General features: G+C 64.5%; 26 protein-coding genes. 13 read left to right on the top strand and 13 right to left on the bottom strand.

The features are described from left to right. Window positions 1-97: 97 nt before the first annotated feature. Genes AB843_RS16120 through AB843_RS16110 form a run of 3 tightly spaced genes read left to right on the top strand, consistent with a single transcriptional unit; the run spans window position 98 to window position 2,296 of the window. Entirely contained in the window at window positions 98-1,087 is a 990-nt protein-coding gene (locus AB843_RS16120) for a glycosyltransferase family 2 protein (RefSeq protein WP_048647990.1), read from the top strand. Further along, window positions 1,084-1,902: a ChbG/HpnK family deacetylase gene (locus AB843_RS16115; protein WP_048647896.1), complete on the top strand. Its 819-nt coding sequence runs from the start codon at window positions 1,084-1,086 to the stop codon at window positions 1,900-1,902. The genes AB843_RS16120 and AB843_RS16115 overlap by 4 nt, the downstream gene beginning before the upstream one ends. Beyond that, complete coding sequence (locus tag AB843_RS16110) at window positions 1,895-2,296, top strand: GtrA family protein (RefSeq protein ID WP_048647895.1); 402 nt, start codon at window positions 1,895-1,897, stop codon at window positions 2,294-2,296. The genes AB843_RS16115 and AB843_RS16110 overlap by 8 nt, the downstream gene beginning before the upstream one ends. A gap of 86 nt (window positions 2,297-2,382) precedes the next feature. Here the strand turns inward: AB843_RS16110 and AB843_RS16105 are convergent, their stop codons facing one another. The 7 genes from AB843_RS16105 to AB843_RS16080 all read right to left on the bottom strand — a co-directional run bounded on the left by AB843_RS16105 (window position 2,383) and on the right by AB843_RS16080 (window position 9,698). Then, entirely contained in the window at window positions 2,383-3,873 is a 1,491-nt protein-coding gene (locus tag AB843_RS16105; protein ID WP_048647894.1) for a glycosyltransferase family 39 protein, read from the bottom strand. A gap of 153 nt (window positions 3,874-4,026) precedes the next feature. Further along, complete coding sequence (gene rpsD / locus AB843_RS16100; RefSeq protein WP_048647893.1) at window positions 4,027-4,644, bottom strand: 30S ribosomal protein S4; 618 nt, start codon at window positions 4,642-4,644, stop codon at window positions 4,027-4,029. A gap of 248 nt (window positions 4,645-4,892) precedes the next feature. After that, entirely contained in the window at window positions 4,893-5,726 is an 834-nt protein-coding gene (gene murI / locus AB843_RS16095; RefSeq protein ID WP_048647892.1) for a glutamate racemase, read from the bottom strand. Window positions 5,727-5,730: 4 nt separating this feature from the next. After that, window positions 5,731-6,519, bottom strand: coding sequence for an RNA methyltransferase (locus AB843_RS16090; protein WP_048647891.1), 789 nt, complete (start codon window positions 6,517-6,519; stop codon window positions 5,731-5,733). A 52-nt stretch (window positions 6,520-6,571) separates the two neighbouring features. Beyond that, a complete protein-coding gene (locus AB843_RS16085) occupies window positions 6,572-8,695 on the bottom strand; it encodes a DUF294 nucleotidyltransferase-like domain-containing protein (RefSeq protein WP_048647890.1) in 2,124 nt (707 codons plus the stop codon). 205 nt (window positions 8,696-8,900) lie between these two features. Then, window positions 8,901-9,176 (bottom strand): hypothetical protein, encoded by a 276-nt coding sequence (locus AB843_RS26170; protein ID WP_244467998.1) that lies wholly within the window; start codon window positions 9,174-9,176, stop codon window positions 8,901-8,903. Continuing rightward, on the bottom strand, window positions 9,177-9,698 hold the full coding sequence (locus tag AB843_RS16080; RefSeq protein ID WP_244467997.1) for an NAD(P)H-dependent oxidoreductase: 522 nt from the start codon (window positions 9,696-9,698) through the stop codon (window positions 9,177-9,179). 93 nt (window positions 9,699-9,791) lie between these two features. On the opposite strand from AB843_RS16080, the gene AB843_RS16075 reads away from it, so the two are divergent. The 5 genes from AB843_RS16075 to AB843_RS16055 all read left to right on the top strand — a co-directional run bounded on the left by AB843_RS16075 (window position 9,792) and on the right by AB843_RS16055 (window position 13,966). Next, window positions 9,792-10,685 carry a LysR family transcriptional regulator gene (locus AB843_RS16075; RefSeq protein ID WP_048647889.1) on the top strand — a complete coding sequence of 298 codons (894 nt, stop codon included), beginning with the start codon at window positions 9,792-9,794 and terminating at the stop codon, window positions 10,683-10,685. Window positions 10,686-10,889: 204 nt separating this feature from the next. Further along, entirely contained in the window at window positions 10,890-12,101 is a 1,212-nt protein-coding gene (locus AB843_RS16070; RefSeq protein ID WP_048647888.1) for an NADP-dependent isocitrate dehydrogenase, read from the top strand. A 10-nt stretch (window positions 12,102-12,111) separates the two neighbouring features. Then, window positions 12,112-12,756: a glutathione S-transferase family protein gene (locus AB843_RS16065; protein WP_048647887.1), complete on the top strand. Its 645-nt coding sequence runs from the start codon at window positions 12,112-12,114 to the stop codon at window positions 12,754-12,756. A gap of 245 nt (window positions 12,757-13,001) precedes the next feature. After that, a complete protein-coding gene (locus AB843_RS16060; RefSeq protein WP_157384535.1) occupies window positions 13,002-13,358 on the top strand; it encodes a hypothetical protein in 357 nt (118 codons plus the stop codon). Continuing rightward, window positions 13,355-13,966, top strand: a complete 612-nt coding sequence (locus tag AB843_RS16055; protein WP_048647885.1) for a DedA family protein — start codon at window positions 13,355-13,357, stop codon at window positions 13,964-13,966. Before AB843_RS16060 ends, AB843_RS16055 begins: the two co-directional genes overlap by 4 nt. Before the next feature lie 4 nt (window positions 13,967-13,970). On the opposite strand, the gene alaS is transcribed toward AB843_RS16055, so the two are convergent. Further along, window positions 13,971-16,637 carry an alanine--tRNA ligase gene (gene alaS / locus AB843_RS16050; RefSeq protein ID WP_048647884.1) on the bottom strand — a complete coding sequence of 889 codons (2,667 nt, stop codon included), beginning with the start codon at window positions 16,635-16,637 and terminating at the stop codon, window positions 13,971-13,973. A gap of 170 nt (window positions 16,638-16,807) precedes the next feature. Beyond that, window positions 16,808-17,890 (bottom strand): recombinase RecA, encoded by a 1,083-nt coding sequence (gene recA, locus AB843_RS16045; protein ID WP_048647883.1) that lies wholly within the window; start codon window positions 17,888-17,890, stop codon window positions 16,808-16,810. Window positions 17,891-18,126: 236 nt separating this feature from the next. Here recA and AB843_RS16040 point away from each other — a divergent pair, with 236 nt between their 5' ends. After that, window positions 18,127-19,077, top strand: a complete 951-nt coding sequence (locus AB843_RS16040; protein WP_048647882.1) for a carbohydrate kinase family protein — start codon at window positions 18,127-18,129, stop codon at window positions 19,075-19,077. Window positions 19,078-19,090: 13 nt separating this feature from the next. Beyond that, the gene (locus AB843_RS16035; protein WP_048647881.1) at window positions 19,091-20,008 is read left to right on the top strand and encodes a pseudouridine-5'-phosphate glycosidase; all 918 of its coding nucleotides are present in this window, start codon (window positions 19,091-19,093) and stop codon (window positions 20,006-20,008) included. Window positions 20,009-20,256: 248 nt separating this feature from the next. On the opposite strand, the gene AB843_RS16030 is transcribed toward AB843_RS16035, so the two are convergent. The 3 genes from AB843_RS16030 to AB843_RS16020 all read right to left on the bottom strand — a co-directional run bounded on the left by AB843_RS16030 (window position 20,257) and on the right by AB843_RS16020 (window position 23,216). Beyond that, window positions 20,257-20,916, bottom strand: a complete 660-nt coding sequence (locus AB843_RS16030; RefSeq protein ID WP_048647880.1) for a YiaD family glycine zipper/OmpA-like lipoprotein — start codon at window positions 20,914-20,916, stop codon at window positions 20,257-20,259. 264 nt (window positions 20,917-21,180) lie between these two features. After that, window positions 21,181-22,257, bottom strand: a complete 1,077-nt coding sequence (locus AB843_RS16025; protein WP_082143866.1) for a GGDEF domain-containing protein — start codon at window positions 22,255-22,257, stop codon at window positions 21,181-21,183. Window positions 22,258-22,385: 128 nt separating this feature from the next. Then, a complete protein-coding gene (locus AB843_RS16020) occupies window positions 22,386-23,216 on the bottom strand; it encodes an aldo/keto reductase (protein WP_048647879.1) in 831 nt (276 codons plus the stop codon). 90 nt (window positions 23,217-23,306) lie between these two features. Between AB843_RS16020 and AB843_RS16015 the strand changes: the two genes are divergently transcribed. Both AB843_RS16015 and AB843_RS16010 read left to right on the top strand, forming a co-directional pair. After that, a complete protein-coding gene (locus tag AB843_RS16015; RefSeq protein ID WP_048647878.1) occupies window positions 23,307-24,308 on the top strand; it encodes an acetyltransferase domain-containing protein in 1,002 nt (333 codons plus the stop codon). Beyond that, window positions 24,295-24,771 (top strand): methyltransferase family protein, encoded by a 477-nt coding sequence (locus AB843_RS16010; RefSeq protein WP_048647877.1) that lies wholly within the window; start codon window positions 24,295-24,297, stop codon window positions 24,769-24,771. The genes AB843_RS16015 and AB843_RS16010 overlap by 14 nt, the downstream gene beginning before the upstream one ends. A 27-nt stretch (window positions 24,772-24,798) precedes the next feature. Here AB843_RS16010 and AB843_RS16005 read toward each other — a convergent pair whose 3' ends face one another. Continuing rightward, window positions 24,799-25,185, bottom strand: a complete 387-nt coding sequence (locus AB843_RS16005) for a MerR family transcriptional regulator (RefSeq protein WP_048647988.1) — start codon at window positions 25,183-25,185, stop codon at window positions 24,799-24,801. Window positions 25,186-25,561: 376 nt separating this feature from the next. Between AB843_RS16005 and AB843_RS16000 the strand changes: the two genes are divergently transcribed. Beyond that, on the top strand, window positions 25,562-26,851 hold the full coding sequence (locus tag AB843_RS16000; RefSeq protein WP_082143865.1) for an MFS transporter: 1,290 nt from the start codon (window positions 25,562-25,564) through the stop codon (window positions 26,849-26,851). The last annotated feature ends 4 nt before the right edge of the window (window positions 26,852-26,855 follow it).

The following is a 26,855-nucleotide window of genomic DNA, read 5'->3' as shown; positions in this document are numbered from 1 at the left end:
CGCCCCTCCCTATCAGAAGCCTTGCGGCAAGGCGACTTAACGAATAGGCATTTTCAACTTTCTGCCGGCATAAACGGATCGAAGGAGATTGGCGCGCGTGGGCAAGCGGCTCGACATTCTGGTACCGTTCTTGAATGAACGGGAGACCGCGACAGAGTTCTGCGCCGTGGCCGCGAAACTCGCCGCCGAGGCAGAGGCGCGCTTTGGACTGGACACCGGCTTCGTCCTGATCGACGACGGCAGCACCGATGGCGGCGCCGCTCTCTACGAAGAGCATATGAGCGGCCGCTGGACGCTGGTGCGCCTGTCGCGCAATTTCGGCAAGGAGAGCGCCATTCTGGCCGGCCTCGACCATGCCGATGGCGATTACGTGCTGTTGATGGATGCCGATCTGCAGCACACCAACGAGGTGGCGCTGGACATGATCGGGCGCCTCCTCGCCGATCCGGAGCTCGATATGGTCTACGCCGTGCGCGCCGATCGGAACGAGAGCCAGTCGCTCGGCCGCTGGATGGCGCAGGGCTTCTATTACCTGATCAATATGGGACAGCGCTACGAGATTCCGGCCAATGCCGGTGATTTCCGCGTCATGACGCACCGTTTTGCCGCCGCCATGCGCCAGTTGCGCGACCAGCGCCGCTTCAACAAGGGGCTCTATGCCTGGGCCGGTTTCAAGCAGGAACGCATCCAATACCGGCCGGCCGAACGCCAGGGCGGAGCCAGCAAATGGTCGCGGCGCAAGCTGATCGCCTTCTCGCTCGAAGGCTTCACCTCGTTTTCCGTCGTGCCGCTGCGTGTCGTCTCGCTGTTCGGGGCGGGCGTCGCCTTGCTCGGTTTTCTCTACGGCCTCAAGATCCTGCTCGAAGTGCTGTTCACCGGCGTCGCCGTGCCCGGCTATCCCAGCCTCATGGTCGCGGTTCTGGTGCTGGGCGGTCTCAACCTGGCGCTGACCGGCCTGGTCGGCGAATATGTCTGGTCGGCGCTGAGCGAAGCGAAGAACCGTCCGAACTACATCGTCAAGTCTCTCACCCATTCGCAGGCAGAGAAGGCGCCTGGCGAGCGCAAGTCCGCCAGGCAGCACGGATGACGATGCGGAAGCTGCGCCGTGCCTGGCTGATCGCCGACGATTACGGCCTGTCGCCGGGCGTCAGCGCGGCAATCCGGGCGTTGCTGCTGCAGCACCGCCTGAGCGGCACGGGCTGCATGACGCTGTTTAACGATTGGGATGGCGAGGCACGGGCCCTCGCGACGCTCGACGGCCCATTCGCCATCGGCATGCATCTCACACTGACCGATTTCCCGGCTCTCTCCGACGGCCGGACCATGCCCGGCCTGAAGCGGCTGATCGCCGCCAGCGCTCGCCCTAACGACGAGGCCATCTTCGCCGAAGCGGACGCACAACTTGCCCGTTTCCGGCAGGCGTTCGGCCGTGATCCAGCGTTCATCGACGGGCATCAGCATGTGCATTTCCTGCCGCCCGCCCGGCGCTGGCTGATGACGCGGTTTTCCGGAATGCCCGACGAGAGACCCTGGCTGCGCGGCGCGCCGACGCTCAAGGCGGCACCCGCCGGCGTGACGGCCAAGATCGTCTTCGCCCGGCTTCTGGCGCGCGGTTTCGACACGCAGATGCGTCGGCACGGATTCCGCATCAACGGGCCGCTTTGCGGTTTCTATGACTGGCGGCGCAGCGGCGCGTTCGGCGCAGCGCTCGACCTTTTCCTGAAGAGCGCGCCGGACGGCAGCGTCATCATGTGCCATCCGGGCCAGGTCGACGATTTGCTGCGGGCACGCGACATCTTCACGGACGCGCGCGAGGAAGAGGCTGCAGCACTCGCCGCAGAGGGCCTGCCGACCCGTCTCGATGCGGCGGGTCTGGTCCTGATGGGGACCTCCGATGAATGACGGCGCACGCCCATCCCTGCCGGTCAAGCTGCGCCGCTTCGCAATGGTCGGAATTGCCAATTCGCTGATCGATTTCGCCGCCTTCAGCGGCCTTGTTCTTCTTGCCGTGCCGCCCTTGCTTGCCAATGTCCTCGCCTGGGCGGTGGCTGTCGTCTTTTCCTTCGCGGTCAATTCGCGCTGGACCTTCGTGCAGGCTGAGACCGTCGGGCGGCGCTCGTCGTTTGCCCGGTTCGCGCTCAGCGGCAGCATCATCTCGCTGGGTTCCTCCAGCCTGGCCGTGCTCATCCTGCCACCGCTGACCGGCGTCTTCGCGGCCAAGCTGATCGGCATTGCCGTCGGCGCGGTGCTCAATTTCTTCGCCGCGCGCTGGTCGATCGAGGACCGGCTGGTTTAGAGCATTTTGCAGTCAGGTGGTTTCACCTGACGTCCGCATAAATGCGGAAAAACAATGAGATAGAACAGAGCCAAGACCTCTTCGGATCAGGATGCCCGACTTGCCGGCGGGATGAAGAACAGCTCGATTTCCCACATCTTTTCGGCATTGAAGCCGGGTACGGTCAGCGCGTCTTCAGCGCTTACCTTGATGGGAAAACCCTTTGCCCGCTTGATGCAGGAGGCCTGTTCCTTGAAACAGGCGATGACGATGCCGTGGCGTGCAATGTCCTGTTCGCTGACCCAGGGCGTCAGGTCGAACGCATTGTTCTGCATCGAATAGGGGCGCGACGGCGCATAGAAGGTCGTCCCGCTTGCCAGGATCTTGTCGCCGGCCACGTAAGCCAAAGGCGTGCCGATGCGCCCGGCCCACGCCTGGTCGATGGCCAGGGCGATGGCCTTGACGGGCACTGAATTGTAGTTGGAGGTGTCCTTGGCCTCCTCGCGCAGGATGAGCGGCGACAACGCCAGGAGGCAGGCGCCATATATGACAACCGCCGCTGGAATGGCAGGCTTTTGCGCCTCCAGCCGGCCAGGCCGGACAAACATCATGAGAAAGATCGGCGCCGAGAAATAAAGCGGCAGCGCCCAGACCGAACTGAATTGCACGGCGAACACCAGACCAAGCAGCAATGTCAGCACCAGCGAGCCGAAATTGGTCCACAGCAACGCTCGTCCCAAAAGCGTATGGCGAAGCGCGTTGAACTGGCGGGTCTCGAACCAGGCTCCCCGGCCATTGCGCAATATGGCGATCATCAGCACCAGGATGACCGGTAACAGGTAGGCGAGCAGCGCGCCGATGAAACGCGGCGCGGATGACAACCCGGCCAGCGCCGAGCCGTTGCCCTGTTCGGCGGCATAGGAAAGCGGCAGGAAATCATTCTGCACCAGCCAGATCGCGTGCGGTGCTATCAGCATAACGAACACCAGGCTGGCGACCCACACGCCGGCGCCGGCAAACAGCGGACGCGCTTCGCGGTCGAACAGCATATGCAGGCAGATCGCCCCCAGAAGCGCGCCCGAATAGTATTTCGTCAGCACCGAGGCGGCCGCCAGTGCGCCGAGCACGATGGCGTCGAGGAGCTGGCGCTTTTCAAGAAAGCGAAGATAGAACAGCACCGTGCCTGCCCAGAGCGGCAGCATCGCTGCGTTGGCGTTGTATTTGAGGGCAAGGAAGGTGACCGGCGGCAGGAAGAAGAACAGCGCCGTCGACAGGACGGCGCGCCATGGATCGAGAAACCGCACGGCGATGCGCCAGCTGGCAAGGAGCAGCGCCGCGCTGTTCAGCGCCGACAGGAGGTAGTAGGCCCAGTCGGCACGCGGCAAAACGGTGAACCAGGCGGCGGTGATCCAGGCGAACAGGGGCGGATGCTTGAAATAGCCGTTCTGCCAGGCAATGCCCCAGGAATAGTTCTCCAGCATGTCGCCGAAACCGTCGAGATTGAGCTGCGTCCATGTCGCATAGACGGTCCACAGGGCCACGAAGAAGATCAGCAGAAGGGCGATCTGGGCACCCGGCGCTTTCACGAGGCTGTTCATCCGCGCACCGTTTCGTTTCCCGGTCTATCTCATTGTTTTTCTGCATTCATGCAGACGTCAGGTGATTCCACCCGACGGCAAATGTTATAGTCAAAAAAAGAAGCGCCCGGCCGATGGCTGGGCGCCCCCCATAGAATTACCGGTTGGAACCTATCAGCGCGAGTAGTACTCGACAACCAGGTTCGGCTCCATATGCACCGCGTAGGGCACATCGGAAATGGCCGGAACGCGAACGAACTTCGCGGTCATCTTGTTGTGGTCGGCTTCGACATAATCCGGCACGTCGCGTTCGGCGAGCTGGACGGCTTCCAGAACGATGGCGAGCTGCCTGGACTTTTCCTTGATCTCGATCACGTCGCCCGCCTTGCAGCGGTAGGACGGGATGTTGACGCGGCGGCCATTGACCAGGATGTGGCCATGGTTGACGAACTGGCGTGCGGCAAAAATCGTCGGCACGAACTTGGCGCGGTAGACCAGCGCGTCGAGGCGCGATTCCAGGAGACCGATCAGGTTCTCGTTGGTGTCGCCCTTGCGGCGGTTCGCCTCGTCATAGGTCTTGCGGAACTGTTTTTCCGAAATATCGCCGTAATGGCCCTTCAGCTTCTGCTTGGCGCGCAGCTGCAGACCGAAATCCGACAGCTTGCCCTTGCGGCGCTGGCCGTGCTGGCCGGGGCCGTATTCACGGCGGTTGACCGGGGACTTCGGACGACCCCAGATGTTTTCGCCAAGACGGCGGTCGAGCTTGTACTTCGCGGATTGGCGCTTGCTCATCGCATTCCCTTTCAAACAAATATACCCGGAAGCTCATGCTCCGGATGAAGGAAACGCGCCCTCCTCTGGTCTCCTTTTTCGAGACCTGACAGGGCAAGCCACGCACGCTATGCGGCCTTGCCCACGGGACACGTCAAAAAGCGCGGCGGCCGATCAGCCATCGCGCATGCCGGGTCACTAGGCCAAAGGATGGCGAAAGTCAACCGGCGCGCGCCGCGAGGCATTTCATCGCCGCGCCAGGGGGACGATCAGAACTGGAAGCCAAAGCCGGACAACAGGCGGCGCAGCGCCGGCGCCGGCGTGCCCGAGGTGAAATGCGCCCGGTCGACGATGCCTTCTCCACCTGAGGGCGGAACGCCCTCGCCGCCAGGGGGCGGCAGATCGGCGGCAAGCGACAGCGCACGGCGGGCGATGGCCTCCGAAGTGTCGATCCAGTCGACCGGCCAGGGCGCCGTCTTGCGCATGCGGTTGACCAGAAAGGGATAATGCGTGCAGGCAAGCACGACGATATCGGTGCGGCGACCATCCTGTTCGACGAAGCAGGGGGCGATTTCGGCGCCCACCGCGGCCTCGTCGACGAACCCCTCGCGCATATATTGCTCGGCAAGCCCGGCAAGGGTCTCACTGCCGACCAGCCGCACATGGCACTGGCTGGCGTAGTCGCGGATCAGGTCGCGCGTGTATTGCCGCCTCACCGTGCCCGGCGTGGCAAGCACGGAGACGAGACCCGAGCGCGTGCGCTCGGCGGCCGGCTTGATGGCCGGCACCGTGCCGACGAATATCTCGGCCGGAAAGGCCTCGCGCAGGCGGTGGATGGCCAGCGTCGAGGCCGTGTTGCAGGCAATCACCGTCATCACCGGCCGGTGCGTGTCGATCAGTTCGGCAAACAGGGCGACCATGCGCTCGAGAAGGGACGCCTCCTCCCACGCGCCATAGGGGAACGCCGCATCGTCGGCGACATAGACATAAGGCCGGCCCGGCAGGAGGATGCGCGCCTCCTTGACCACCGACAGCCCGCCAATGCCCGAATCGAAGAACAGGATCGGCCGGTTGTCCCTGTCCCGGTTCGTATCCAGGTTCATGTCCCTACCCCGCATCGGGCGCGCCCGAGCCGCGCGGCTTCCTCGGCGAAAACTTTTCCAGCGAGGTGAGCACGCCGCGCAGAACGGCCAGTTCCTCGACAGTGAAACCCGGCCGTGTCACGAGCGTACGCAGATTCTCGATCATCTTCGGCTTCTTGGCCTCGGTGCGGAAATAGCCGCGCTCATCAAGCACCCGGTCGAGATAGGCGACAAGGCTTTCAACGTGCTGTTTGGCGGCAGGTTCGGGCCGGCTTTCCACGGGCCGAACCGCCTGATCGCCGGTCTTCATCCATTCATAGGACATGAGCAGCACGGCCTGCGCGATGTTGAGCGAGGCGAAGGCCGGGTTGACCGGAAAGGTGACGATTTCGTCGGCCAGCGCCACCTCCTCATTGGTCAGCCCCCAGCGCTCGCGGCCAAACAGGATGCCCGTCTTCTGCCCGGCGGCGAACCGGGTTCGCAGTTCGCCGGCCGCCTCGACCGGACCGCGCACGGGCTTGAAATTGTCGCGTGGGCGCGCCGTCGTGGCATAGACGAAATTGAGGTCGGCAATGGCGCCGGCGGTATCGTCGAACATCACCGCCGCGTCGATCACATGGTCGGCGCGGCTTGCCGCCGCGCGGGCCTTTTCGTTCGGCCAGCCATCGCGCGGGCTCACCAGCCGCAGCTCGCCGAGGCCGAAATTGGCCATGGCGCGCGCCACCATGCCGATGTTCTCGCCCAGTTGCGGCTCCACCAGAATGATCGCCGGGCCTTCCGCGAGCATGTCCTGCTGTTTGTCTGTTCCTGCCATGACCGCTGCTGTTACAAGCTTCGCCGGCCGGGGTAAAGCACCACTGCCAGGCTCACGCGAACATCGCGTTGCGGATCATTTCGGGAATGAGGCCGACGCTTTTCAATGCATCTTTCAGCGTCCTTTGCTGGCGGCTGGTCAGGCGGTCGATGGCGATGCGGTTCGACAAGGGAATTCCAGCCGCGACGTCCGCCACCTGCTGCTCCAGAACGAGGGCAAGGAAGAAGCGGTGCGCGTCGCGCAACGCGGTCAGGTCGCCCTGCGGCATGCCCGGCAGCTCCATCAGGCTTTCAAGACGCTGGCGTGTCGAGGCGCGCGCCAGATGATGCCGGATGGCAAGCGCGCGGGCCATGGCGGCGATGGGAAACAAGCCATGCAGCTTGAGATCGAGCCGGCCGTCTTCCTGCCGCAGCCCGCCGAACAGCGTGAAAGCGCTTTTCGTCTCGCCGACGCTCTCGCCGAGAAGCTTGGCGAATTCGACGCTTTCGCCGCCCCGCTCCCACGCATGAGCGCGCAAGGCATCGACCAGCGCATGCGCGCCGTGAACAGCGCGCAGGTCATAGAAGATGTCGACGTTGAGCAGGTCCTGCGGGCGCGCCCTGACCACCCAGGCATCGACGCGGCGCCGCCACTCGGCCGCCGACCCACGCCAGGGCGGATTGCGCGCCATCACGCCACCCTGGCAGAGCGGGATTGCGGCGGCATGCAGATGGTCCGTGAAACGCACGGCGAAGCTTTCGAACCACCGGTCGGCGGCGCTGCCCGGCTCGCCCTCGGCAAAAACCAGCGCATTGTCCTGGTCGGGGGCGAGCAGGCTTTCGCCGCGTCCGCCCGAACCCAGAACCATCACGCCGAACGGGCATGGCGGCGCGCCCTCGCCGGCCTGGCGCATGTCGTCGAGGGCGATGGCGCAGGCGCGCGCCGTCATGGCGCAGAGCACGCCCGAAATGATCTCGGTAATGGTGCGGGCGTCGATCTCCTCATCGAGGAGTGCTGCGGCCACCACCGGCACGCGCGACCAGGCGCCCGCCAGATCGGCCGGGTTGCCGGCGGTTTCGATGCGCGCCTGCAGATCGACGGCGGCCGCCGCGCGAAATCTCAGGAAATCGCGCGCCGAGATGACGCCGGCAAGGCAGTTTTGGCCATCCGACACCGCAAGATGGCGGATCTTGTGCCGGTTCATCAGGCCCAGCGCCTGATAGAAGAAGGCTTCGGCGCCAATCGAGACCAGCGGCGAGACGGCGATGTCTTTCACCGGAACGGCAAGCGCCTCGGCGCCGTAGGCCGCCACGGCGCGCAAAATGTCACGCTCGGTGATGATGGCATAATCTCCGATCGGCCGGCCCGGCGCACCGTCGGGTGAGACAAGCAGAGAGCTGATGCGCCGCTCGGCCATGGCGCGGGCGGCGGCATGCGTGGTGATATCCGCGCGGATGACCACGGGCTCGGCCGTCGCCGCTTCCGCCACCCGGTGGCTGAAGGCGTAGGGGTCGATCACGCCGAGCGCCCGGCGCGCACCATCGGCGCGGCGCAGGAAGGGCTCGCTCCAGCCGGCCTCCGCCTGCTGGCGCAGCGCCTCGCGGCGCAGGCTGGAGGCGCGCTCGGCCTCGGCCACCGTGCGGATACCGCGACTGATCAGATGCGGCACCAGCGCGACGAAGATTTCGCCGGCAATGCGCGCGTCGGCATCGGCGGTGTGGCGACCGGCCGTTTCAACGCCGAGCCAGGCAGCGATGGCATCGAGCGAGGCGTCCGGCAGTTCCGGATTGACGATGCCGGCCAGCATGCGCACGCACAGCGTGCGCGGCGCCTGCCACAACAGGCCGGCGCGCGCCGCCTCGCGCTCGAGAATGGCCAGATCGAAGCCCAGCGCATAGCCGACCAGAAGCCGGCCGCGGCGAAATTCCTCGAAACGCCGCCATGCTTCGGCGAAGACCGGCGCCGTGCGCAGCATCTGGCCGGTGATGCCGTGGATGGCGGTGGAGCGCGCCGGCACCGCAATCCCGGGATCGACCAGTGTTTCAAACGTCTCGTCCGGGCGGAGGCGCCCCCCGACCAGCGCCATGCCGCCGATCTGCAGGATGCGCGCCTGCTTGACATCGAGCCCCGTGGTCTCGGTGTCGAAGGCGATCGCATTGGCGGCGATCAGCGGGGTGGCGTCATATACGGTCTTCACGGCCCGTCCGCGGGTTTCCTGGGCCGGTTCAACGTTTCACAGAAACGCTGAACCGGCCTATCTCGTTGTTCTTCCGCATTTATGCGGACGTCAGGCGATTCCACCTGACTGCAAATGCCATAGGCTTCGTTGAAACAGTGCCCAAAACCGTCGCCGATTGCACCTTGAAAGTGCAACCTGCGAAACACCCGGCCTCAGCGGAATCCTATCGATGCCGCAACTCGGGATCGGCCTCCATCTCGGGATCAAGGAAGCGCAAGCCCAGATCCGGGTCCCGGCCGGGTTTCAGGGCGCCAGAATCGTCCCAATCGTCCCAGTTCTGGAAGCAAAGCGGCCGTTCCTCCGCCAGTCGCCCCACCCGCTCTCCCCAGCTCTGCCTGAGCGCCGCGAGCCTGGCCTGCTTGTCCGCATCCTGTTCGTAGCGATAGCCATGCCCCGCCACGGCGAAGGAAAGGAACGGGCGCAGCACGGAGAAGCCCATTTAGTGCAGCGAGTACTGCATGGGCCAAAGCAGCTTTTCGATGTCGCCGCCGCGTCCACCGCGACCGAAAGAGCGCTCCGGCGCCCCCGCAGTGACGGAAAGAACGGCACGCTTCCCCTTGAAGACACCACGGCCGTAACGCCTGGTGCTGTCGTATAGCAGCCCGTTGACCAGGACGCGGTCGAACCAGCCCTTGAGGATTGCCGGCTGCGCGTGCCACCACAGGGGAAACTGGAAGATGACCAGATCGGCCCGCTCGAGACGGGCGATCTCGCGGCGGACGGCTACCGGCAGCGTTCCTTCCCGCCCGGCGCTGCGCTGCTCGGCAAGCGGCACGAACTGTTGCGGGTCGAGCCGCCGCGCATAATGCGCCGCCTTCTCCACCGGATCGAAATTTTCGCCGTAAAGATCCGATATCTCTACGGAATGGCCTCCCGACCGCAGGCTTGAAGCCGCTGTATCGCGCAGCGCCCCGTTGAAGGAGGCTGGCTCGGGGTGAGCGAAAACAATCAGTGCATTCATCGGTCCTGCCCTTCTTGGCTCTGCCATGTCGCTCAGGTAGGCTGTTCGTTTCAGAAAATCGATTGACCAAATTTGCGCACGGGGCTTGCAAATATGAACAGCGCATTCGAATGGAACGACCTCAGGCTGATCCTGGCGGTCGGCGACGCCGGATCGCTCTCGGGAGCCGGGCGAAAATTGCAGGTCAGTCACGCCACCGTGTTTCGGCGCCTGGGCGCGATCGAGCGGCGCATCGGGGTCGCCTTGTTCGAAAGAACGCGTGGTGGGTATGTGGCGACGACGGCCGGGGAGGAAGCGGTGTCGGTTGCGAGGCGCCTGGAAAGCGAAATTCATGCGCTGGAGCAGGCCGTGATCGGGCGGGATTTGCGCCCGTCGGGCACCGTCAGCGTGACGACGACCGATACGCTCCATTATTTCCTCCTGGGCCCGATACTCGCCGGGTTCTGCGCGCGCTATCCCGAGATCGACCTGGACGTGATCGTCTCCAACCATCTCTTCGACCTGTCGCAACGCGAGGCTGACGTCGCCCTTCGGCCGGCCATGGCGCCGGCGGCCCACCTGGTCGGGCGCAAGCTCGGGATCATCCGGCAATCGGTGTATGGCCGGCGTGGCCTGGCAAGAACAGGCGGGCCGGCGTGGCGCGAGAAGTCGCTGCCCTGGGTCGGGCCGGACCATCACATGGCCTATACGGATCTTGAACAATGGATGGCGAGGCACGGCGCCGACCAGCGCTGCCGGTTGCGGGTGAATTCGGTGCTGGGCATGCACGCCGCCGTCAAGGCGGGCATCGGCGTCGCGGTTCTTCCGGATTATCTGGCGAGGGGCGATGCCGAGCTGACCCGTCTGGACGGCGTCGGCGAACTGGACGTCGATCTCTGGCTCCTGACCCATCCGACCTTGCGGCGGGCGGCGCGCATCAGCGCCTTCGCCGACTTCGTCAGCGTTGCCGTCCGGCATGCGCTTTCGGCGGCCGACGCGCCGGACTGACCGCGCCTTCGCTTTGATGTTCGCGCAGGATCGGTGCATCGTGATTTGCCGGAAGCGAACCCGGTTTTCCGGTCGATGCGCCAGTCTGGCAAAAACGCTTCCCACGCTGCTTTGCGCTTTTCATCAGGAATGCTATAGGGCTGCCAACCTCACGGTCCGAAGGGCTTTCGGACCAATTTTCACACCGGATCGCGGAGCTTTTTCATGAGTAAAATCAAGGTGGACAACCCTGTCGTCGAACTCGACGGCGATGAGATGACACGCATCATCTGGCAGTTCATCAAAGAGAAGCTGATCCATCCCTATCTCGACATCGACCTGAAATATTTCGATCTCGGCGTCGAGGCGCGCGACGCGACCGACGACCAGATCACCATCGACGCGGCCAACGCGATCAAGAAATACGGCGTCGGCGTGAAATGCGCCACCATCACGCCGGATGAAGACCGGGTCGAGGAATTCGGCCTGAAGAAGATGTGGAAGTCGCCGAATGGCACGATCCGCAACATTCTGGGCGGCGTCATCTTCCGCGAACCGATCATCGCCAAGAATGTGCCCCGCCTGGTGCCGGGCTGGACGCAGCCGATCATCGTCGGCCGCCACGCCTTCGGCGACCAGTATCGCGCCACCGACTTCCGCTTCCCCGGCAAGGGCAAGCTGACGATCAAGTTCGTCGGCGAGGACGGTGAGACGATCGAGCATGAAGTGTTCGACGCGCCCTCCTCCGGCGTCGCCATGGCGATGTACAATCTCGACGATTCGATCCGCGATTTCGCCCGCGCCTCCATGAACTATGGCCTGCAGCGCGGCTACCCCGTCTATCTGTCGACCAAGAACACGATCCTCAAGGCGTATGACGGCCGCTTCAAGGACCTGTTCCAGGAAGTCTACGAGGCCGAGTTCGAGGCCAAGTTCAAGGAAGCCAAGATCACCTACGAGCACCGCCTGATCGACGACATGGTGGCCTCCAGCCTGAAATGGTCGGGCGGCTATGTCTGGGCCTGCAAGAACTATGACGGCGACGTGCAGTCCGACACGGTGGCGCAGGGCTTCGGCTCGCTCGGCCTGATGACCTCGGTGCTGATGACGCCGGACGGCAAGACGGTGGAAGCCGAAGCGGCGCACGGCACGGTGACGCGCCACTTCCGCCAGCACCAGAAGGGCGAGGAGACCTCGACCAACTCGATCGCCTCGATCTTCGCCTGGACGCGCGGCCTGGCACATCGCGCCAAGCTCGACAACAACGAGGCGCTGGCGAAATTCGCCACGACGCTGGAGAATGTCTGCGTCGATACCGTCGAATCCGGCTTCATGACCAAGGATCTGGCGCTGCTAATCGGCCCCGACCAGCCCTGGCTTTCGACCACCGGCTTCCTCGACAAGATCGACGAGAACCTGCAGAAGGCGATGGCCTGAGGCATCAGCCGTGACGGACAAGCCGCGCCTCTTTGGTGCTGACTACAGCGTCTATGTGCGCATAGCGCGGCTTGCCTTGCTGGAGAAGAATGTCGACCACGCGCTCGTGCCGGTCGATATCTTCGCCAGGGACGGCGTTCCCGACTGGTATCTGGAACGCCATCCCTTCAAGCGCATTCCCGCATTCGAGCACGGCGCGTTGCGCCTGTCCGAAACCAGCGCCATCACCCGTTACGTGGACGAGGCGTTCGACGGGCCGGCCCTGCAGCCGGCGGCTGCGACCGAACGTGCAATCGTCAACCAGATCATCGGCCTACTCGATTCCTACGCCTATCGCGCCATGGTCTGGGGCGTCTATGTGGAAGGCGTCTCGAAGCCGAAGCGCGGCGAGACGCCGGACGCCGCCCTGATCGCCACCTCGCTGGAGACCGCGGCGACCTGTCTTGCAACGCTATCCAGGTCCATTGGGGACGCAGACTGGCTTGCCGGCGGCGGGCGGCTGACGCTCGCTGACCTGCACGCGGCGCCGATCCTCGCCTATTTCACACGAGCACCCGAGGGGCGATCGCTGCTTGCCGGCCACGCGAACCTTGCGCTCTGGTGGGAGCGCATGCGCGGCAGGGCCAGTTTCGAGGCGACCCGTCCCAGCGACTAGAGCATTTCCGCTTTTCTCCGAGTCGCGGAAATGCTCTATCTCTTTGTTTTTGCGCAATTCCGGACGGAAAACCGGGTCCCACTTTTCCTGGAATTTCTTTAGATCACGACAGATTGGAGCAGGATGCGGGCGGAAAGCCGCTTCACGCTTTTCCTCATCCCGCCTTGATGGTCGCTTGCAGCACTATCGACAAATGCCGCCCGATCTTGCCACTATGGCTTGGCGCATCGCGCCGGGAGCAAATGATGGGCCGCACTATCCGATCCTTGTGGCAGCATCATCGCCTGCTGTTTCTCGCCTTTTGCGCGGCCGCGCTCATAACCATTTTCCTCGCCCTGCGCACCATCGCCTTCTACGCCTACTGGTCGAGCCATCGTGCAGTGCCGATCGAGGATTGGATGACCATCGGCTATGTGGCGCGCTCCTGGGACGTGCCGCCGCAGACCCTGCGTGGCGCGCTCGGCATTTCCATCGACGGGCGTGACCGGCGCAGCATCGCCCGCATCGCGGCCGAGCGCGGGGTGCCGGTGGATGTGCTTATCGACGAGATCGAGAAGGCGATCGCCGATGCCCGCCTGGAAGAGCGGGACAAGGTGCAATGAGCGAGGAAATCCTCGCCCTCTTCGCACTCTATGGATTGCCAGGCGTCTTCGCTATTCTGGCTGTGGGGCAGCTGGGCCTTCCGCTGCCCACCTCGATCCTCCTGATGAGCGTCGGCGCGCTGCTGGCCGATGGCGACCTGTCGCCGGCCGAGACCTTTGCCTGGGCGCTGGCCGGCGCCGTCGCCGGCGATCAGGCAGGCTATGCAGCCGCGCGCTTCGGTGGGCGCCGCCTGCTCGACCGCTTCATGAATGGTCTGCCCGGCAAGGGGAGCTTTGCCCGGGCGGAGAGCTTTTCGGCGAAATGGGGCGGACCCGGCATCTTCTTCAGCCGCTGGCTGGTGAGCCCGCTGGGCCCGTGGATCAACCTGACCAGCGGGCTCTCGCGCTATCCCTGGTGGAAATTCCTGTTCTGGGACGTGCTTGGCGAGGCGCTGTGGATCACGGCTTACCTGGCGATCGGCCATGGCTTCAGCAGTTCCATTGCCGGGCTTGCCGAAGTGATCGCCAATCTCGGCTGGCTGATTGGCGCGACCGCATTGACCGGCCTGCTCGGCTTCATGCTGTGGCACGCCGCGCGCAATCGTCGCGCACGGCAAACCGACACTTAAAACGTCAGCCGGCTTCCATGGCCGCCTTCACGGCGGCGACGGCTTCGGCCGCCCGCGCGCCATCCGGTCCACCGGCCTGCGCCATGTCGGGGCGGCCGCCGCCGCCCTGCCCGCCGATTGCCGCCGATGCGGCGCGCACCAGGTCGACGGCGCTGAAGCGGCCGGTCAGATCGGCGGTGACGCCGACCACGACGCTGGCCTTGCCCTCATCCGACGTGCCGACGAAAACCGCGACACCGGAGCCAAGCGAGGCCTTGCCCTCATCGGCGAGCGGCTTCAGATCCTTCGCTGCAATACCATCGACCACCCGGCCGAGAAAGCTGACGCCTGCCACGGTTTCGGCGCCGCCATCGGCGGCACTGCCGCCACCGCCCCCCAGCGCCAGCTTGCGGCGCGCCTCGGCAAGCTCGCGCTCGAACCTGCGGCGCTCCTCCAATATGGTTTCAAGCCGGCCCGGCACATCGGCGGTCGCCACCTTGAGGGCGTTGGCCGCCTGTTTCAGCTGGCGCTCCTGCTGGTCGAGATGATGGCGGGCGGCCATACCCGTCAGCGCCTCCATGCGGCGCACGCCGCTCGCCACGGCGCCTTCCGAGACGATGCGCACCAGGCCGATATCGCCGGTGGCGCGCACATGGGTGCCGCCGCACAATTCCAGCGAATAGGTCTTGCCGTCCTTGTCGCCGCCGCTCACCGTCCCCATCGACACGACGCGCACCTCATCACCGTATTTCTCGCCGAACAGCGCCATGGCGCCGGCCTCGATGGCGTCGTCGACGGCCATCAGGCGCGTGACGACCGGCGCGTTCTGCAGCACGATTTCGTTGGCGATGTCCTCAATGCGCGCCAATTCCGCATCCGAAATCGGCTTTGGATGCGAGAAATCGAACCGCAGGCGCTCGGGCGCGACCAGCGATCCCTTCTGCGCCACATGGGTGCCGAGCACCTCGCGCAGGGCCTCATGCAGGAGATGCGTGGCGGAATGATTGGCGCGGATCTTCGTGCGGCGCGCGCGATCGACGCGCAACGCCACGACGGCGCCGGTCTCGACCGTGCCCTTCATCACCGTGCCGAAATGGACGAGCAATCCATCGCCCTTCTTCTGCGTGTCGGAGACGGCGATGGCAAAGCCTTCGCCTTCGATCCGACCGGTGTCGCCGACCTGGCCGCCCGATTCGCCATAGAACGGCGTCTGGTTGGTGACGATGGCGACCGCATCGCCCTCGCCCGCCGTCTCGACCAACGCGCCATCGCGCACCAGCGCCGTGACCACGCCCTCGGCCTCTTCGGTCTCGTAGCCGAGAAAATCGCTGCTGCCGGCCTTGTCCCTGACGGAGAACCAGACCGCCTCGGTGGCCGCCTCGCCCGACCCGGTCCAATTGGCGCGCGCCTCGGCCTTCTGCCGCTGCATCGCCGTGTCGAAGCCATCCAGATCGACCGCGATGCCGCGCTGGCGCAGCGCGTCCTGGGTGAGATCGAGCGGGAACCCGTACGTGTCGTAGAGCTTGAAGGCGGTTTCGCCGTCCAGGCGATCGCCCTCGCCCAGGTCGCCCGTGGCGTCCGACAGAAGTGTGAGACCGCGCGCCAGCGTCTTGCGGAAACGGCTCTCCTCCAGCTTGAGCGTCTCGGTGATCAGCGCCTCGCCGCGCACCAGCTCGGGATAGGCCTGGCCCATTTCGCGCACCAGCGCCGGCACCAGCCGCCACATCAGCGGCTGCTCGGCACCGAGCAATTGCGCGTGGCGCATGGCGCGACGCATGATGCGGCGCAGCACGTAGCCGCGCCCCTCGTTCGACGGCAGCACACCATCGGCGATCAGGAAGCTCGAGGCGCGCAAATGGTCGGCGATGACATTGTGGCTGGCGCGCTGCGCGCCTTCCGCCTTGACGCCGGTCGCTTCCTCGGAGGCGCGGATCAGCGCCCGGAACAGGTCGATGTCGTAATTGTTGTGCACGCCCTGCAGCACGGCGGCGACGCGCTCGAGCCCCATGCCGGTATCGATCGACGGACGCGGCAGGTCGACGCGCTCGTCGAGCGTCAGCTGTTCGAACTGCATGAAGACGAGGTTCCATATCTCGATGAACCGGTCGCCATCCTCGTCCGGGCTGCCGGGGGGGCCGCCGGGAATGCCCTCGCCATGATCGTAGAAAATCTCCGAGCACGGACCGCACGGACCGGTATCACCCATCGCCCAGAAATTGTCGCTGGTCGGGATGCGGATGATCCGGTCATCGGACAGGCCGGCGATCTTCTTCCAGTATCCGGCGGCATCGTCATCCGTATGATAGACCGTGACCAGAAGGCGCCTGGCATCGAGACCAAACTCCTTCGTGACCAGGTTCCAGGCCAGTTCGATGGCGCGGTCCTTAAAATAATCGCCGAAGGAGAAATTGCCCATCATCTCGAAGAAGGTGTGATGGCGCGCCGTGTAGCCGACATTGTCGAGGTCATTGTGCTTGCCGCCGGCGCGCACGCATTTCTGCGCCGTGACGGCACGATCATAGGGGCGGGTTTCCAGGCCGGTGAAGACGTTCTTGAACTGCACCATGCCGGCATTGGTGAACATCAGCGTCGGGTCGTTGCGCGGAACGAGCGGGCCGGACGCCACGATCTCGTGTCCGTTCTTCTGAAAATAATCGAGAAAAGTCGACCGGATGTCGTTGACGCCACTCATGCTTCAGCCTTTGCGAGAAACCCGCGCGAATGCGGGGAAACAGGTGCCGCCTTTTAGCGCCCGCGCCAAAGCCTGTCCAGAAATCCCGCGCACCGGGCAGCAAAACACGGAAAGCAAAACACCGCCGGCAGGCCGGCGGTGTCTGATTGAACCGATCAATCGCCCGACTGTCAGCCTTCGGCCACGTCGTCGCGATCCTCCGGCCCGGTGTCTTCGAGGAATTTCTCGGCAATCAGCCCGGCGTTCTGGCGCAGGGTCATCTCGATCTCATTGGCGGTCTCGGGATTGTCGCGCAGGAACTGCTTGGCGTTCTCGCGGCCCTGACCGAGGCGCTGGGAATTGTAGGAGAACCAGGCACCCGACTTCTCCACCACACCGGCCTTGACGCCCAGATCGACCAATTCGCCAGTCTTCGAAACGCCCTCGCCATACATGATGTCGAACTCGACCTGCTTGAAGGGCGGCGCCATCTTGTTCTTCACCACCTTGATGCGGGTCTGGTTGCCGACCGTTTCCTCACGGTCCTTGACCGAGCCGATGCGGCGAATGTCGAGACGCACCGAGGCATAGAATTTCAAGGCATTGCCGCCGGTCGTCGTTTCCGGCGAACCGAACATGACGCCGATCTTCATGCGGATCTGGTTGATGAAGATGACCATCGTCTTGGAGCGGGAGATCGACGCGGTCAGCTTGCGCAGCGCCTGGCTCATCAGGCGCGCCTGCATGCCCGGCAGCGAATCGCCCATCTCGCCCTCGATCTCGGCGCGCGGCGTCAATGCCGCCACCGAATCGACGACAATGACGTCGAGCGCGCCCGAACGCACCAGCGTGTCGCAAATCTCCAATGCCTGCTCACCCGTATCGGGCTGCGAGATGAGAAGGTTTTCCAGGTCGACGCCAAGCTTGCGCGCATAGATCGGGTCGAGTGCATGTTCCGCATCGATGAAACCGCAAATGCCGCCCTTCTTCTGCGCCTCGGCCACCGTGTGCAGGGCCATGGTCGTCTTGCCCGAGCTTTCCGGTCCATAGATCTCGATGACGCGGCCACGTGGCAGACCACCGACGCCAAGCGCGATGTCGAGCCCCAGGGAGCCGGTGGAAATCGTTTCGATCTCGACCACCTGGTCATTGGCGCCGAGCCGCATGATCGAGCCCTTGCCGAAAGCACGCTCAATCTGCGAGAGCGCCGCATCCAGAGCCTTGGTTTTGTCCACCGAATTGTCCTCTACAAGCCGCAATGAGTTCTGAGCCATGATACAACACCCCTTTGTCGTCAATGGAGGCGGGTCCGCCAAATCCGCGATGGTTATTCGTACTCTTTTTGTTCTCTTTTTGCAATAGGAATTAAACCTTTGAATAAAAAAGGAAAAGAGAATTTGTTCTCATTTTGTGCCAATTCAAGCGCTGTCGAACATCCGACCATCGCAGATGGCGGCGCATGCCTGGTTACGGCGCGGTTTTGCATCGTTGCGATTCGCCTGGAGGGTTCATGGTGACGGCGAGGGCTTCGCGTCTGCTCGCCATCGGCGGGGCGCATCTCGACCGGCGCGGCCGGCTCGCCGGGCCGCACATTCCCGCCACCTCCAATCCCGGACGGATGCGCGAGGAGGTGGGCGGCGGCGTGTTCAACGCGGCGCGCACAGCCGCGCGGCGCGGCATCGCCGTTTCACTTCTGTCGCTGCGCGGCGGCGACGCGGCCGGCGAACAGGTGGCGAGCGCCGTCGAGCAGGCGGGCTTCGACGATCTGTCGGCCATCTTCCTCGACCGCGCGACGCCGAGCTATACGGCCATTCTCGACCAGGATGGCGAGCTGATCACCGGGCTTGCCGACATGGAGCTGTATGAAAAGGCGTTCGCCAAGCAGTTGCGGCGGCGCAAATGCCGCGATGCGGCCGCTGCCGCCGACGCCATTCTGTGCGACGCCAACCTGCCCGAGCCGGCACTTGCCCAGCTCGTGGCACTCAGCGGGACGACGCCGATCCATGCGATCGCCGTTTCGCCGGCGAAGGCGGGGCGGCTGATCGCCATGTTCGACCGGCTGGCGACGCTGTTCATGAACAGAAGCGAGGCGCGCAGCCTGGCGAACCTTGGCGAAGACGCCTCCCTGGCGATGACTGCTGACCGGCTGCAGCGGATGGGCCTGACCGGCGGTGTCATCACGGCGGGAAGCCATTCGGTGCTGGTCTTTGCCGACGGCGGGCTTTGGCAGATCACGCCGCCCGAGGTGGCGCAGATCGCCGATGTGACGGGCGCCGGCGATGCGTTGGCCGGCGCGACCATCGCCGCCCTGATGCATGGCGAAAGCCTGCCCGAGGCGGCGCGTCACGGCATCGCCGCCGCAGGTCTTGCGGTGGCCAGCGCCTCGGCCGCGCCGGAATTCGATGCCAACCTGTTTGCCACGGCCCTTGCCCGTGTGCCCGCGCCACGCGCCGTTTCATGAAGGAGCCCTCCCCGTGCGATCCAAGAACATTCTCGATATCCACGCTCCGGTGACTGACGCGCTTGCGGCCGGCAAGCCCGTCGTGGCGCTGGAAAGCACGATCATCACCCATGGCATGCCATGGCCGCGCAACAATGAGATGGCGGCCGATGTGGAGGCGCTGATCCGCGCCGAGGGCGCGGTGCCGGCCACCATCGCGGTGATCGACGGACGGTTGAAGGTCGGCCTTTCGGACAGCGAGCGGGCGGCACTGGCGCAGGCGAAAGACCCGATGAAGCTGTCGCGCGCCGATCTCGCCTTCGCCCTGGCGGAGGGGCGAACCGGCGGCACGACGGTGGCGGCCACCATGATCGCCGCGCATATGGCGGGCATCGCCGTGTTCGCCACGGGCGGCATTGGCGGCGTGCACCGGGGCGCGGAGACGAGCTTCGACATCTCCGCCGATCTCGACGAACTGGCAAGGACGCCGGTGATCGTCGTGTCGGCCGGGCCGAAAGCCATTCTCGACACGGAAAAGACGCTGGAAGTGCTGGAAACGCGCGGCGTGCCGGTGGTAGCCTTCGCCACCGACACCATGCCTGCCTTCTGGTCGCGGCAATCGCCGCACAAGGCGCCGTTGCGGCTCGACACGCCGGCGGCCATCGCCCGCTTCCAGGCGACGCGCAAGGCGCTCGGCATCGACGGCGGCATGCTGATCGCCAATCCCGTTCCCGAGGCTGACGAGATCCCCGCCGAAATCATGGCCGCGCACATCGCCGCCGCGCAGGAAAAGGCCGCGCGGGAGGGCGTCTCGGGCAAAGGCGTGACGCCATTCCTGCTGGCCGCCATCCTTGAACTGACGGATGGGGCGAGCCTGGCGACCAACATCGCCCTGGTGAAGAACAATGCCGTCCTGGCGGCGCGGATCGCCAGGGAGATTGCCGCCGGCTGACGCGCGGCCGAACAAGCAGACGAAAAAGCCGCCGAATCTCTCCGGCGGCTCCTGTCGTTGAATCAGTCTATCTCATTGTTTTTCCGCATTTATGCGGACGCCAGGTGATTCAACCTGACTGCAAAATGCGCTGCTTTTCCGCGTTTATGCGGACGTCAGGTGATTCAACCTGACTGCAAAATGCGCTGCTTTTCCGCATTTATGCGGACGTCAGGTGATTCCACCTGACTGCAAAATGCTCTATCCGATCAGGCGCCGGTCAGCGGCGACAGGCGGATTTCCACGCGACGGTTCTGCGCCCGGCCGTCGGGCGTGGCGTTGGAGGCGATCGGCTGCGTCTCGCCCTCGCCGATGATGGCGAAGCGCTGGCTGGCGGCACCCTGGGAGATCAGGTAGTTCGCCACCGAGCCGGCGCGCCGCTGCGACAGGTCGAGATTGTAATTGTCGTTGCCGGTCGAATCCGTATGGCCGAACACATCGACCAGCGTGCGGTTGTATTTCTGCAGCACCAGCGCCACCGAATTCAGCGTCGGGTAGAAGGCCGGCTGGATGGTCGCCGAATCGGTCGAGAAGGTGATGTTCGACGGCATGTTGAGGATGATGTAGTCACCCTGGCGCGTGACGCTGACGCCCGTCCCCTGCAACTGGCCGCGCAATTGCGATTCCTGCTGGTCCATGTAGGAGCCCACGGCGCCACCGGCCAGCGCGCCGATGCCGGCGCCGATCAGCGCGTTGCGGCGGTCGTCGCCGCCGGCCAGAAGCCCGACGCCGGCGCCCGCAAGTGCGCCCAGCGCCGCACCCCCGGCCGTGTTGGAAATCTTCTGCTGACCGGTATAGGGATCGGTGCTGGTCACACAACCGGCGGCAAAGCCCGCCACCAGCGCGACAGCGATGGATTTCTTCAACATAGTCCGTGTCCTCACTTTTCTCAAAAATCCGCGAAAGAATCGCACGTAAACAACGCCCTCCATCGCCCCTGTAGCACAATTGGGGCGAAAATCTGCGCGCGCTTGCCGCGAAGTATAGGCAAATTTTAGCAAAACTGACTATAGCATTTGCAGTCAGGTGGAATCACCTGACGTCCGCATAAATGCGGAAATACAAGAAGATAGAGCGTCCTTTATGCGTCCGAATGGACGCATGGCGTTCTGGCCGTGCCGGCCGGCAACAGCTCAATCCTTGCGGTAGATCAGCCAGCTTTTGGTGAATTTGCCGCGCGGAAGGTTCGCATAGAGGCTGACGCGGTTGCGCCCATCGACCTTGGAGGCATAGAGCGCCTGGTCGGCCTTGGCGTAGAGGTCGTCGGCGTCGGCGGCGTCCGATGCCATGCAGACGCCGAGCGAAATGTTGATCGGCCCGTAATTGCGCGCCGTCGACCCGACGCAGAACTCGGCTTTCTCGATGGCCACACGGGCGGCTTCCGCCACCGCCATCGTGGCCTCCACCGAGAGCCCTTCGACGATCAGCGCAAACTCCTCGCCACCGGTGCGGGCGACAAAGCAGTCGGTGCCGCCCTGCACCTTCAGAAGATGCGCGACGATCTGCAGGATGCGGTCGCCAACCGGGTGGCCGTAATGATCGTTGAAGGATTTGAAGCCGTCGATGTCGGCCAGAATCAAGGCATGGAACATCACCGAGCGTTCATCGTCGAAGATGCGCGCCATGCGCTTGTCGAAGGCGCGCCGATTCCAGATCCGTGTCAGCGGGTCGGTGTCGGCCAGCCGCTTGTACTGCTCGAGCTTGGCGCGCATCTTCTCCAGCTCGTCGGACTTGTCCTCCATGGCACGGCTGATCTGGCGGCCCTGCTCGATGGTGGTTTCCGTGGCGGCGGCCATGATGCCGACAATCTTGCGCAGGATATCGCGAGACAGATCGGCGCGGGCGCCGAGCCCGTTCGAGGTCTGGTCGAGAATCACGCCAAACTTTTCCAGCGAACTGCGTTCCCGGCCAAGCAGCGACAATATCTCCTGCGCCCGGTCGGCGATCTGCTCCTGCGCCGTCTCGACGATGGCGTGGCGGTTGCTCTGGGCGAAGTACTTTAGCGCCAGCTCGTCCAGCGCCTCCTGCGTCGGCCGCCCGTTCAGCGCGGCAAAATCGGCCGCCAATTCGCGGTTGGAGCCGGTATAGACCTCATAGAAGATTTCATAATTGCGCGGCAGGCCGACAATGCCCATGCGCCGCATGGAATTGGCGATCGTGGACGCGATATCGCCCGGCCGGTCTTCCGCGCCACTCGAAGTCTGCAACATGCGCTGCCCACCTTCCCCCAAAGGCATACCCTGCTTCCCGACCGCCAAGGCGGCGATCAGGACAACCTTAGGTAAAGTAATGCGGACCGGCTAACGCAGGGTTAACCAGCGCGATCAACCTGTGATGGTTACGCGGCATCCCAGGCGGGCGAGAAATCGTAGTCGCAAATGCGCTGGCCGGCCGCGCCAAGCGCCGAGATCGCCGCCATCTCGGCATCGCTCAAGGCGAAGTCGAAGATATCGGCGTTTTCAGACAGGCGTGCAGGATTGCTGGTGCGCGGGATGGCGACGACGCCTTCCTGCTGCACATGCCAGCGCAGGACGATCTGGGCCGGCGTCTTGCCGTGGCGCGCGGCCGCCCCGGCGACGGCCGGGTCATCGAACAGGCGGCTGCCACGGGCGAGCGGGCAGTAGGACACCATCGCCATGCCCGCCGCGCGGCAGGCGCGCCAGACCTGGTCCTGGTCGAGATAGGGATGATACTCGACCTGATTGGCGACCAGCGGGGCATCGGACAATCGAATGGCCTCGGCGAGCAGCGCGGTGGTGAAGTTGGACACGCCGATATGCCGGGTCAGGCCCGTCTCGCGCATGCGGTTGAGCGCGCGTATGCTATCGGCGAGCGGCACTTGCGGGTTCGGCCAATGAATGAGCAGCAGGTCGAGACGGTCAAGACCGAGCCGCTCCAGGCTGGCCTCGGCCGAACGCTCAAGATCGCCCGCGGCAATGTCGGTCCACCAGACCTTGGTGGTGACGAAAAGCGCCTCGCGGTCAACGCCCGACGCGCGAATTCCCTCGCCAACGGCTTCCTCGTTGCCATAGGCGGCGGCTGTATCGACATGGCGGTAGCCGATCGACAGGGCCTTGGAAACCAGGGCGACACATGCCGCGTCCTTCAGCGTCCAGGTTCCCAGCCCGAGCACGGGAATGGAGGCGCCATTGGCTTCGACCTTTTGCATTGAGCTCGTCCTCTTCCGTCTTTCGGCCACTTTTCACAGCGACCCATATAAATGTTAGTTTCGATAAGAACCATACGGGGCATCCACCTAATGCAGCAGGCCGTTTCGGGCAAACCGCGCATTGCGGCAATCGATATCGCGCGCGGTGCTGCCCTTCTCGCCATGGCGGTCTATCATTTCGGCTGGGACCTGGAATTCTTCGGCTACATGGAGCCAGGCACGACCGTCAGCGGCGGCTGGCGGCTTTTCGCCCGCAGCATCGCCACCTCGTTCCTGTTCCTCGTCGGCGTCAGCCTTTTCCTGGCGCATGCGCGGCAAATCCGCTGGCATGGGTTCAGCAGAAGACTGGCAATGGTCGCCGGGGCGGCGGCGGCCATTTCGGCCGCCACCTGGTTCGCCTTTCCCGAAGGCTTCATCTTCTTCGGCATTCTGCACCACATCGCGCTGGCCAGCCTTGTCGGCCTGGCTTTCCTGCGGCTGCCCGCCTGGCTGGTGCTCGTGGCGGCGGCGGGCGCGGTGGCGGCGCCGCATTTCCTGCGCTCGGCCTTCTTCGACCATCCGGCACTCTGGTGGGTCGGCCTGTCGAGCGCCAATCCGCATTCCAACGATTACGTCCCGCTCCTGCCCTGGTTCGGCGCGGTCCTGGCGGGCATCGCCGCCGCCAGAATCGCCCGCGACAGCGGCATGCTTGACTGGCTGGCCGGGCTCAATCCGGGCCGCTGGAAGATGCCGTTCACATTCGCCGGGCGGCACAGCCTGGCCTTCTACCTGCTGCATCAGCCGCTGCTGATCGGCTGCGTGTGGCTGCTTGCCCAGTTCTGGCCGGCGGCCGCCGCAGACACCGAAATACAGTTCACGAGGGCCTGCATCCAGCAATGCGGCCAATCGCGTGACGAACCGTTTTGCGCCGCATATTGCGCCTGCTTCACCGACGTTCTCGTTGCCGAGGGGCGGCTTGAAACGGTGATGTCCTCGTCGGCGCGCGGACTGGAAACCGAAACCCGCTTGAGCCAGATCGCCGCCGAATGCACTATACAGGCAGAAACGGGGACACCGGCAGGAGAGCGGGATGGCGCAGATGAACGACCATGAGAACCGGCCGGCAAAGTTTCCCTGGCCGCCATTGATCTATCTGGCGGCGATCGCCGGCGCGATTGTTCTGGGCGTCGTCTATCCGCTGCCCTGGCTCGGCCGCCCGCTGGCCGACTTCCTGTTCGCGCTCGGCTGGCTGATGGTGGCGGCTTCCGGGGCAATGGCCATCCAGGCACTCCGTACGCTCAAGAGGGCCGGCACGACGGTGCGCGCGGATGGCGCGGCCACAGTTCTGGTGACCAGGGGCCCCTTCGCGATCAGCCGCAATCCGATTTACCTCGCCAGCACACTGGTGATGGCCGGCATCGGCCTGATCACCGGCAATCCGTGGTTTCTGCTGTTCGCCCTCATCGCGTCCTTCGTGACGCAGAAACTGGCGATAGAGCCGGAGGAAAAGCACCTGTTCGTGCGTTTCGGCAAAAAGTACCGCGACTATCAGAAAAAGGTGCGGCGCTGGTTTTGAGCCTGGCGCAAAGCCGTATGCGGGCCGTCAGGTGTTCACGCCGAGTTCGGCAAGCCGCTCGACGCAGGCTTCCTCGGCGCTGGCCAACTCTTCGAGCGTGTCTTCAAGATCACGCCGCTTCTGGCGCAAATCCTGCTGCTTCTGCTCGATGTGCGTCAGCATCAGCTTGAGCTGTCCAACCTCGCCGGGCGGCGCCTTGTAGACCTCGATGATCTCGCGAATTTCGGCGACCGAAAAGCCAAGGCGGCGGCCACGCAGTATCTGGCGGACCAATTGCCTGTCCGAGGGACGATAAAGCCGCGTGCGGCCGCGCCGCATCGGATTGATCAACCCCTCATCCTCGTAGAAGCGCAGGGTGCGGGTCGAGATTCCGAACTCCCGCGTCAGTTCGGTAATCGAATAGTAATCGCGCATGGCTTCATGCCCTTTGTTCGCGGCGAGACCCATTCCTCCCCGCAACCGCCCGTCGTTCTCGCAATTCGTCTGGATCCACCGTCCCGCACGAACGCGCAGGCCGTAGGCCCGGTTTCGCGGTCGCGCAACGTCCGGCGGCCTGGAATCGACATCCGGGTCGTCGAACCGCTCGGCAGCTTGCCATTGGATTTACGTAAAAGTCAATTTTGCATCGTACAGCACCCAAAATGCTGCCTGCAGAGACGTCCCGAGGCTCAGGCGAGGCACATATGCTGGCCCTACGCAATCGTCCAGCTTCGGGCTATGCAGCAAGACGCCATTGCGCCGACCCTCGCACCGCAGACACGGTGTGCTCCGGCACTTGCCATACGACACCATGCAACGCCCCCGGGAAAACCCAGTGCAGCAGCCCGCGACGCCCACAGCAGGCCCGATAGCGGTTGACGGATCCTATGCCTGGTTCCGGCTGACCGTATCGCTGCTTCTCGGCACGATCGGCACGGTCGGCCTGTGGGCCTTCGTCGTCGTGCTGCCGCCGATCCAGGCGGAGTTCGCCGTCGACCGCGCCGCCGCTTCCCTGCCCTACACCAGCAGCATGATCGGCTTTGCGCTCGGCAATGTCCTGATCGGCCGCTATGCGGACCGGATCGGCGTCGCCGTGCCCGTCGCCATAGCCGGTGCGGCGCTGGGGCTCGGCTTCATCGCATCGAGCTTCACGACATCGATCTGGCAGTTCACCCTGCTGCAGGGGCTGATCGGCCTTGGCGGTTCCGCCTGTTTCGGGCCGCTGCTGGCCGACATCTCGCATTGGTTCGAACGCCGGCGCGGCATCGCGGTCGCCGCGGTCGCCTGCGGCAATTATCTTTCCGGCGTGATCTGGCCGACCGTCATCAAGCTGGCGCTCGTGGAAACCGACTGGCGCACGATCTTCGTCGGCATTGGCCTGTTCTGCATCGTCACCATCGTCCCGCTGGCACTGCTGCTGCGCACGCGCCCGGTGATCAACCAGTCGGACGAACCCTCGGCCCTGGACGGTCAGAGGCGCGGCAGCCGCAAGCCGATCGACCTGTCGCCACGCGCCTTGCAAGGCCTGCTCGTGCTGGCCGGGCTCGGCTGCTGCGTGGCCATGTCGATGCCGCAGGTGCATCTCGTCGCCTATTGCATGGATCTCGGATACGACATTGCGCGCGGCGCCGAAATGCTGTCGCTGATGCTCGGCGCCGGCATCGTCAGCCGGCTGGTTTCGGGATTTCTGGCAGACCGGATCGGCGGCGTGCCGACGCTCCTGGTCGGCTCGATCCTGCAATGCCTGTCGCTGTTTCTCTACATCCCGTTCAACGGACTTACGTCGCTGTACATGGTGTCGTTCATCTTCGGCCTGTCGCAGGGCGGCATCGTGCCGAGCTATGCGATCATCGTGCGCGAATATCTGCCGGCGCGCGAGGCAGGACAGCGCGTCGGCGTCGTCATCATGGCGACGATCATCGGCATGGCGCTGGGCGGCTGGCTGTCGGGCTGGATCTACGACCTGACGGGATCCTACCAGGCCGCCTTCCTGAACGGCATCGCCTGGAACCTCGGCAATATGGCGATCGCCTTCTTCATCCTGTTCAGGGCACACCGGTCCCGGCAGATGGCGACGGCGCGAAGCGCCGCCGCATCCTGACGGA

The organism is Nitratireductor soli (assembly GCF_001050155.1).
In the GTDB taxonomy this organism is placed as follows: domain Bacteria; phylum Pseudomonadota; class Alphaproteobacteria; order Rhizobiales; family Rhizobiaceae; genus Nitratireductor; species Nitratireductor soli.
The sequence above is the reverse complement of the archived record's forward strand: the minus strand, read 5'-3'. Positions and strand labels throughout refer to the sequence as shown.

What these genes read in the sequence shown, in the direction of transcription:
- AB843_RS16115 (WP_048647896.1), top strand. Translation starts at nt 1,084, where the DNA reads ATGACGATGCGGAAGCTGCGCCGTGCCTGGCTGATCGCCGACGATTAC.
- AB843_RS16110 (WP_048647895.1), top strand. Translation starts at nt 1,895, where the DNA reads ATGAATGACGGCGCACGCCCATCCCTGCCGGTCAAGCTGCGCCGCTTC.
- AB843_RS16105 (WP_048647894.1), bottom strand. Translation starts at nt 3,873, where the DNA reads ATGAACAGCCTCGTGAAAGCGCCGGGTGCCCAGATCGCCCTTCTGCTG.
- rpsD (WP_048647893.1), bottom strand. Translation starts at nt 4,644, where the DNA reads ATGAGCAAGCGCCAATCCGCGAAGTACAAGCTCGACCGCCGTCTTGGC.
- murI (WP_048647892.1), bottom strand. Translation starts at nt 5,726, where the DNA reads ATGAACCTGGATACGAACCGGGACAGGGACAACCGGCCGATCCTGTTC.
- AB843_RS16090 (WP_048647891.1), bottom strand. Translation starts at nt 6,519, where the DNA reads ATGGCAGGAACAGACAAACAGCAGGACATGCTCGCGGAAGGCCCGGCG.
- AB843_RS26170 (WP_244467998.1), bottom strand. Translation starts at nt 9,176, where the DNA reads ATGGGCTTCTCCGTGCTGCGCCCGTTCCTTTCCTTCGCCGTGGCGGGG.
- AB843_RS16080 (WP_244467997.1), bottom strand. Translation starts at nt 9,698, where the DNA reads ATGAATGCACTGATTGTTTTCGCTCACCCCGAGCCAGCCTCCTTCAAC.
- AB843_RS16075 (WP_048647889.1), top strand. Translation starts at nt 9,792, where the DNA reads ATGAACAGCGCATTCGAATGGAACGACCTCAGGCTGATCCTGGCGGTC.
- AB843_RS16070 (WP_048647888.1), top strand. Translation starts at nt 10,890, where the DNA reads ATGAGTAAAATCAAGGTGGACAACCCTGTCGTCGAACTCGACGGCGAT.
- AB843_RS16060 (WP_157384535.1), top strand. Translation starts at nt 13,002, where the DNA reads ATGGGCCGCACTATCCGATCCTTGTGGCAGCATCATCGCCTGCTGTTT.
- AB843_RS16055 (WP_048647885.1), top strand. Translation starts at nt 13,355, where the DNA reads ATGAGCGAGGAAATCCTCGCCCTCTTCGCACTCTATGGATTGCCAGGC.
- alaS (WP_048647884.1), bottom strand. Translation starts at nt 16,637, where the DNA reads ATGAGTGGCGTCAACGACATCCGGTCGACTTTTCTCGATTATTTTCAG.
- recA (WP_048647883.1), bottom strand. Translation starts at nt 17,890, where the DNA reads ATGGCTCAGAACTCATTGCGGCTTGTAGAGGACAATTCGGTGGACAAA.
- AB843_RS16040 (WP_048647882.1), top strand. Translation starts at nt 18,127, where the DNA reads ATGGTGACGGCGAGGGCTTCGCGTCTGCTCGCCATCGGCGGGGCGCAT.
- AB843_RS16030 (WP_048647880.1), bottom strand. Translation starts at nt 20,916, where the DNA reads ATGTTGAAGAAATCCATCGCTGTCGCGCTGGTGGCGGGCTTTGCCGCC.
- AB843_RS16025 (WP_082143866.1), bottom strand. Translation starts at nt 22,257, where the DNA reads ATGTTGCAGACTTCGAGTGGCGCGGAAGACCGGCCGGGCGATATCGCG.
- AB843_RS16020 (WP_048647879.1), bottom strand. Translation starts at nt 23,216, where the DNA reads ATGCAAAAGGTCGAAGCCAATGGCGCCTCCATTCCCGTGCTCGGGCTG.
- AB843_RS16015 (WP_048647878.1), top strand. Translation starts at nt 23,307, where the DNA reads ATGCAGCAGGCCGTTTCGGGCAAACCGCGCATTGCGGCAATCGATATC.
- AB843_RS16010 (WP_048647877.1), top strand. Translation starts at nt 24,295, where the DNA reads ATGAACGACCATGAGAACCGGCCGGCAAAGTTTCCCTGGCCGCCATTG.
- AB843_RS16005 (WP_048647988.1), bottom strand. Translation starts at nt 25,185, where the DNA reads ATGCGCGATTACTATTCGATTACCGAACTGACGCGGGAGTTCGGAATC.
- AB843_RS16000 (WP_082143865.1), top strand. Translation starts at nt 25,562, where the DNA reads ATGCAACGCCCCCGGGAAAACCCAGTGCAGCAGCCCGCGACGCCCACA.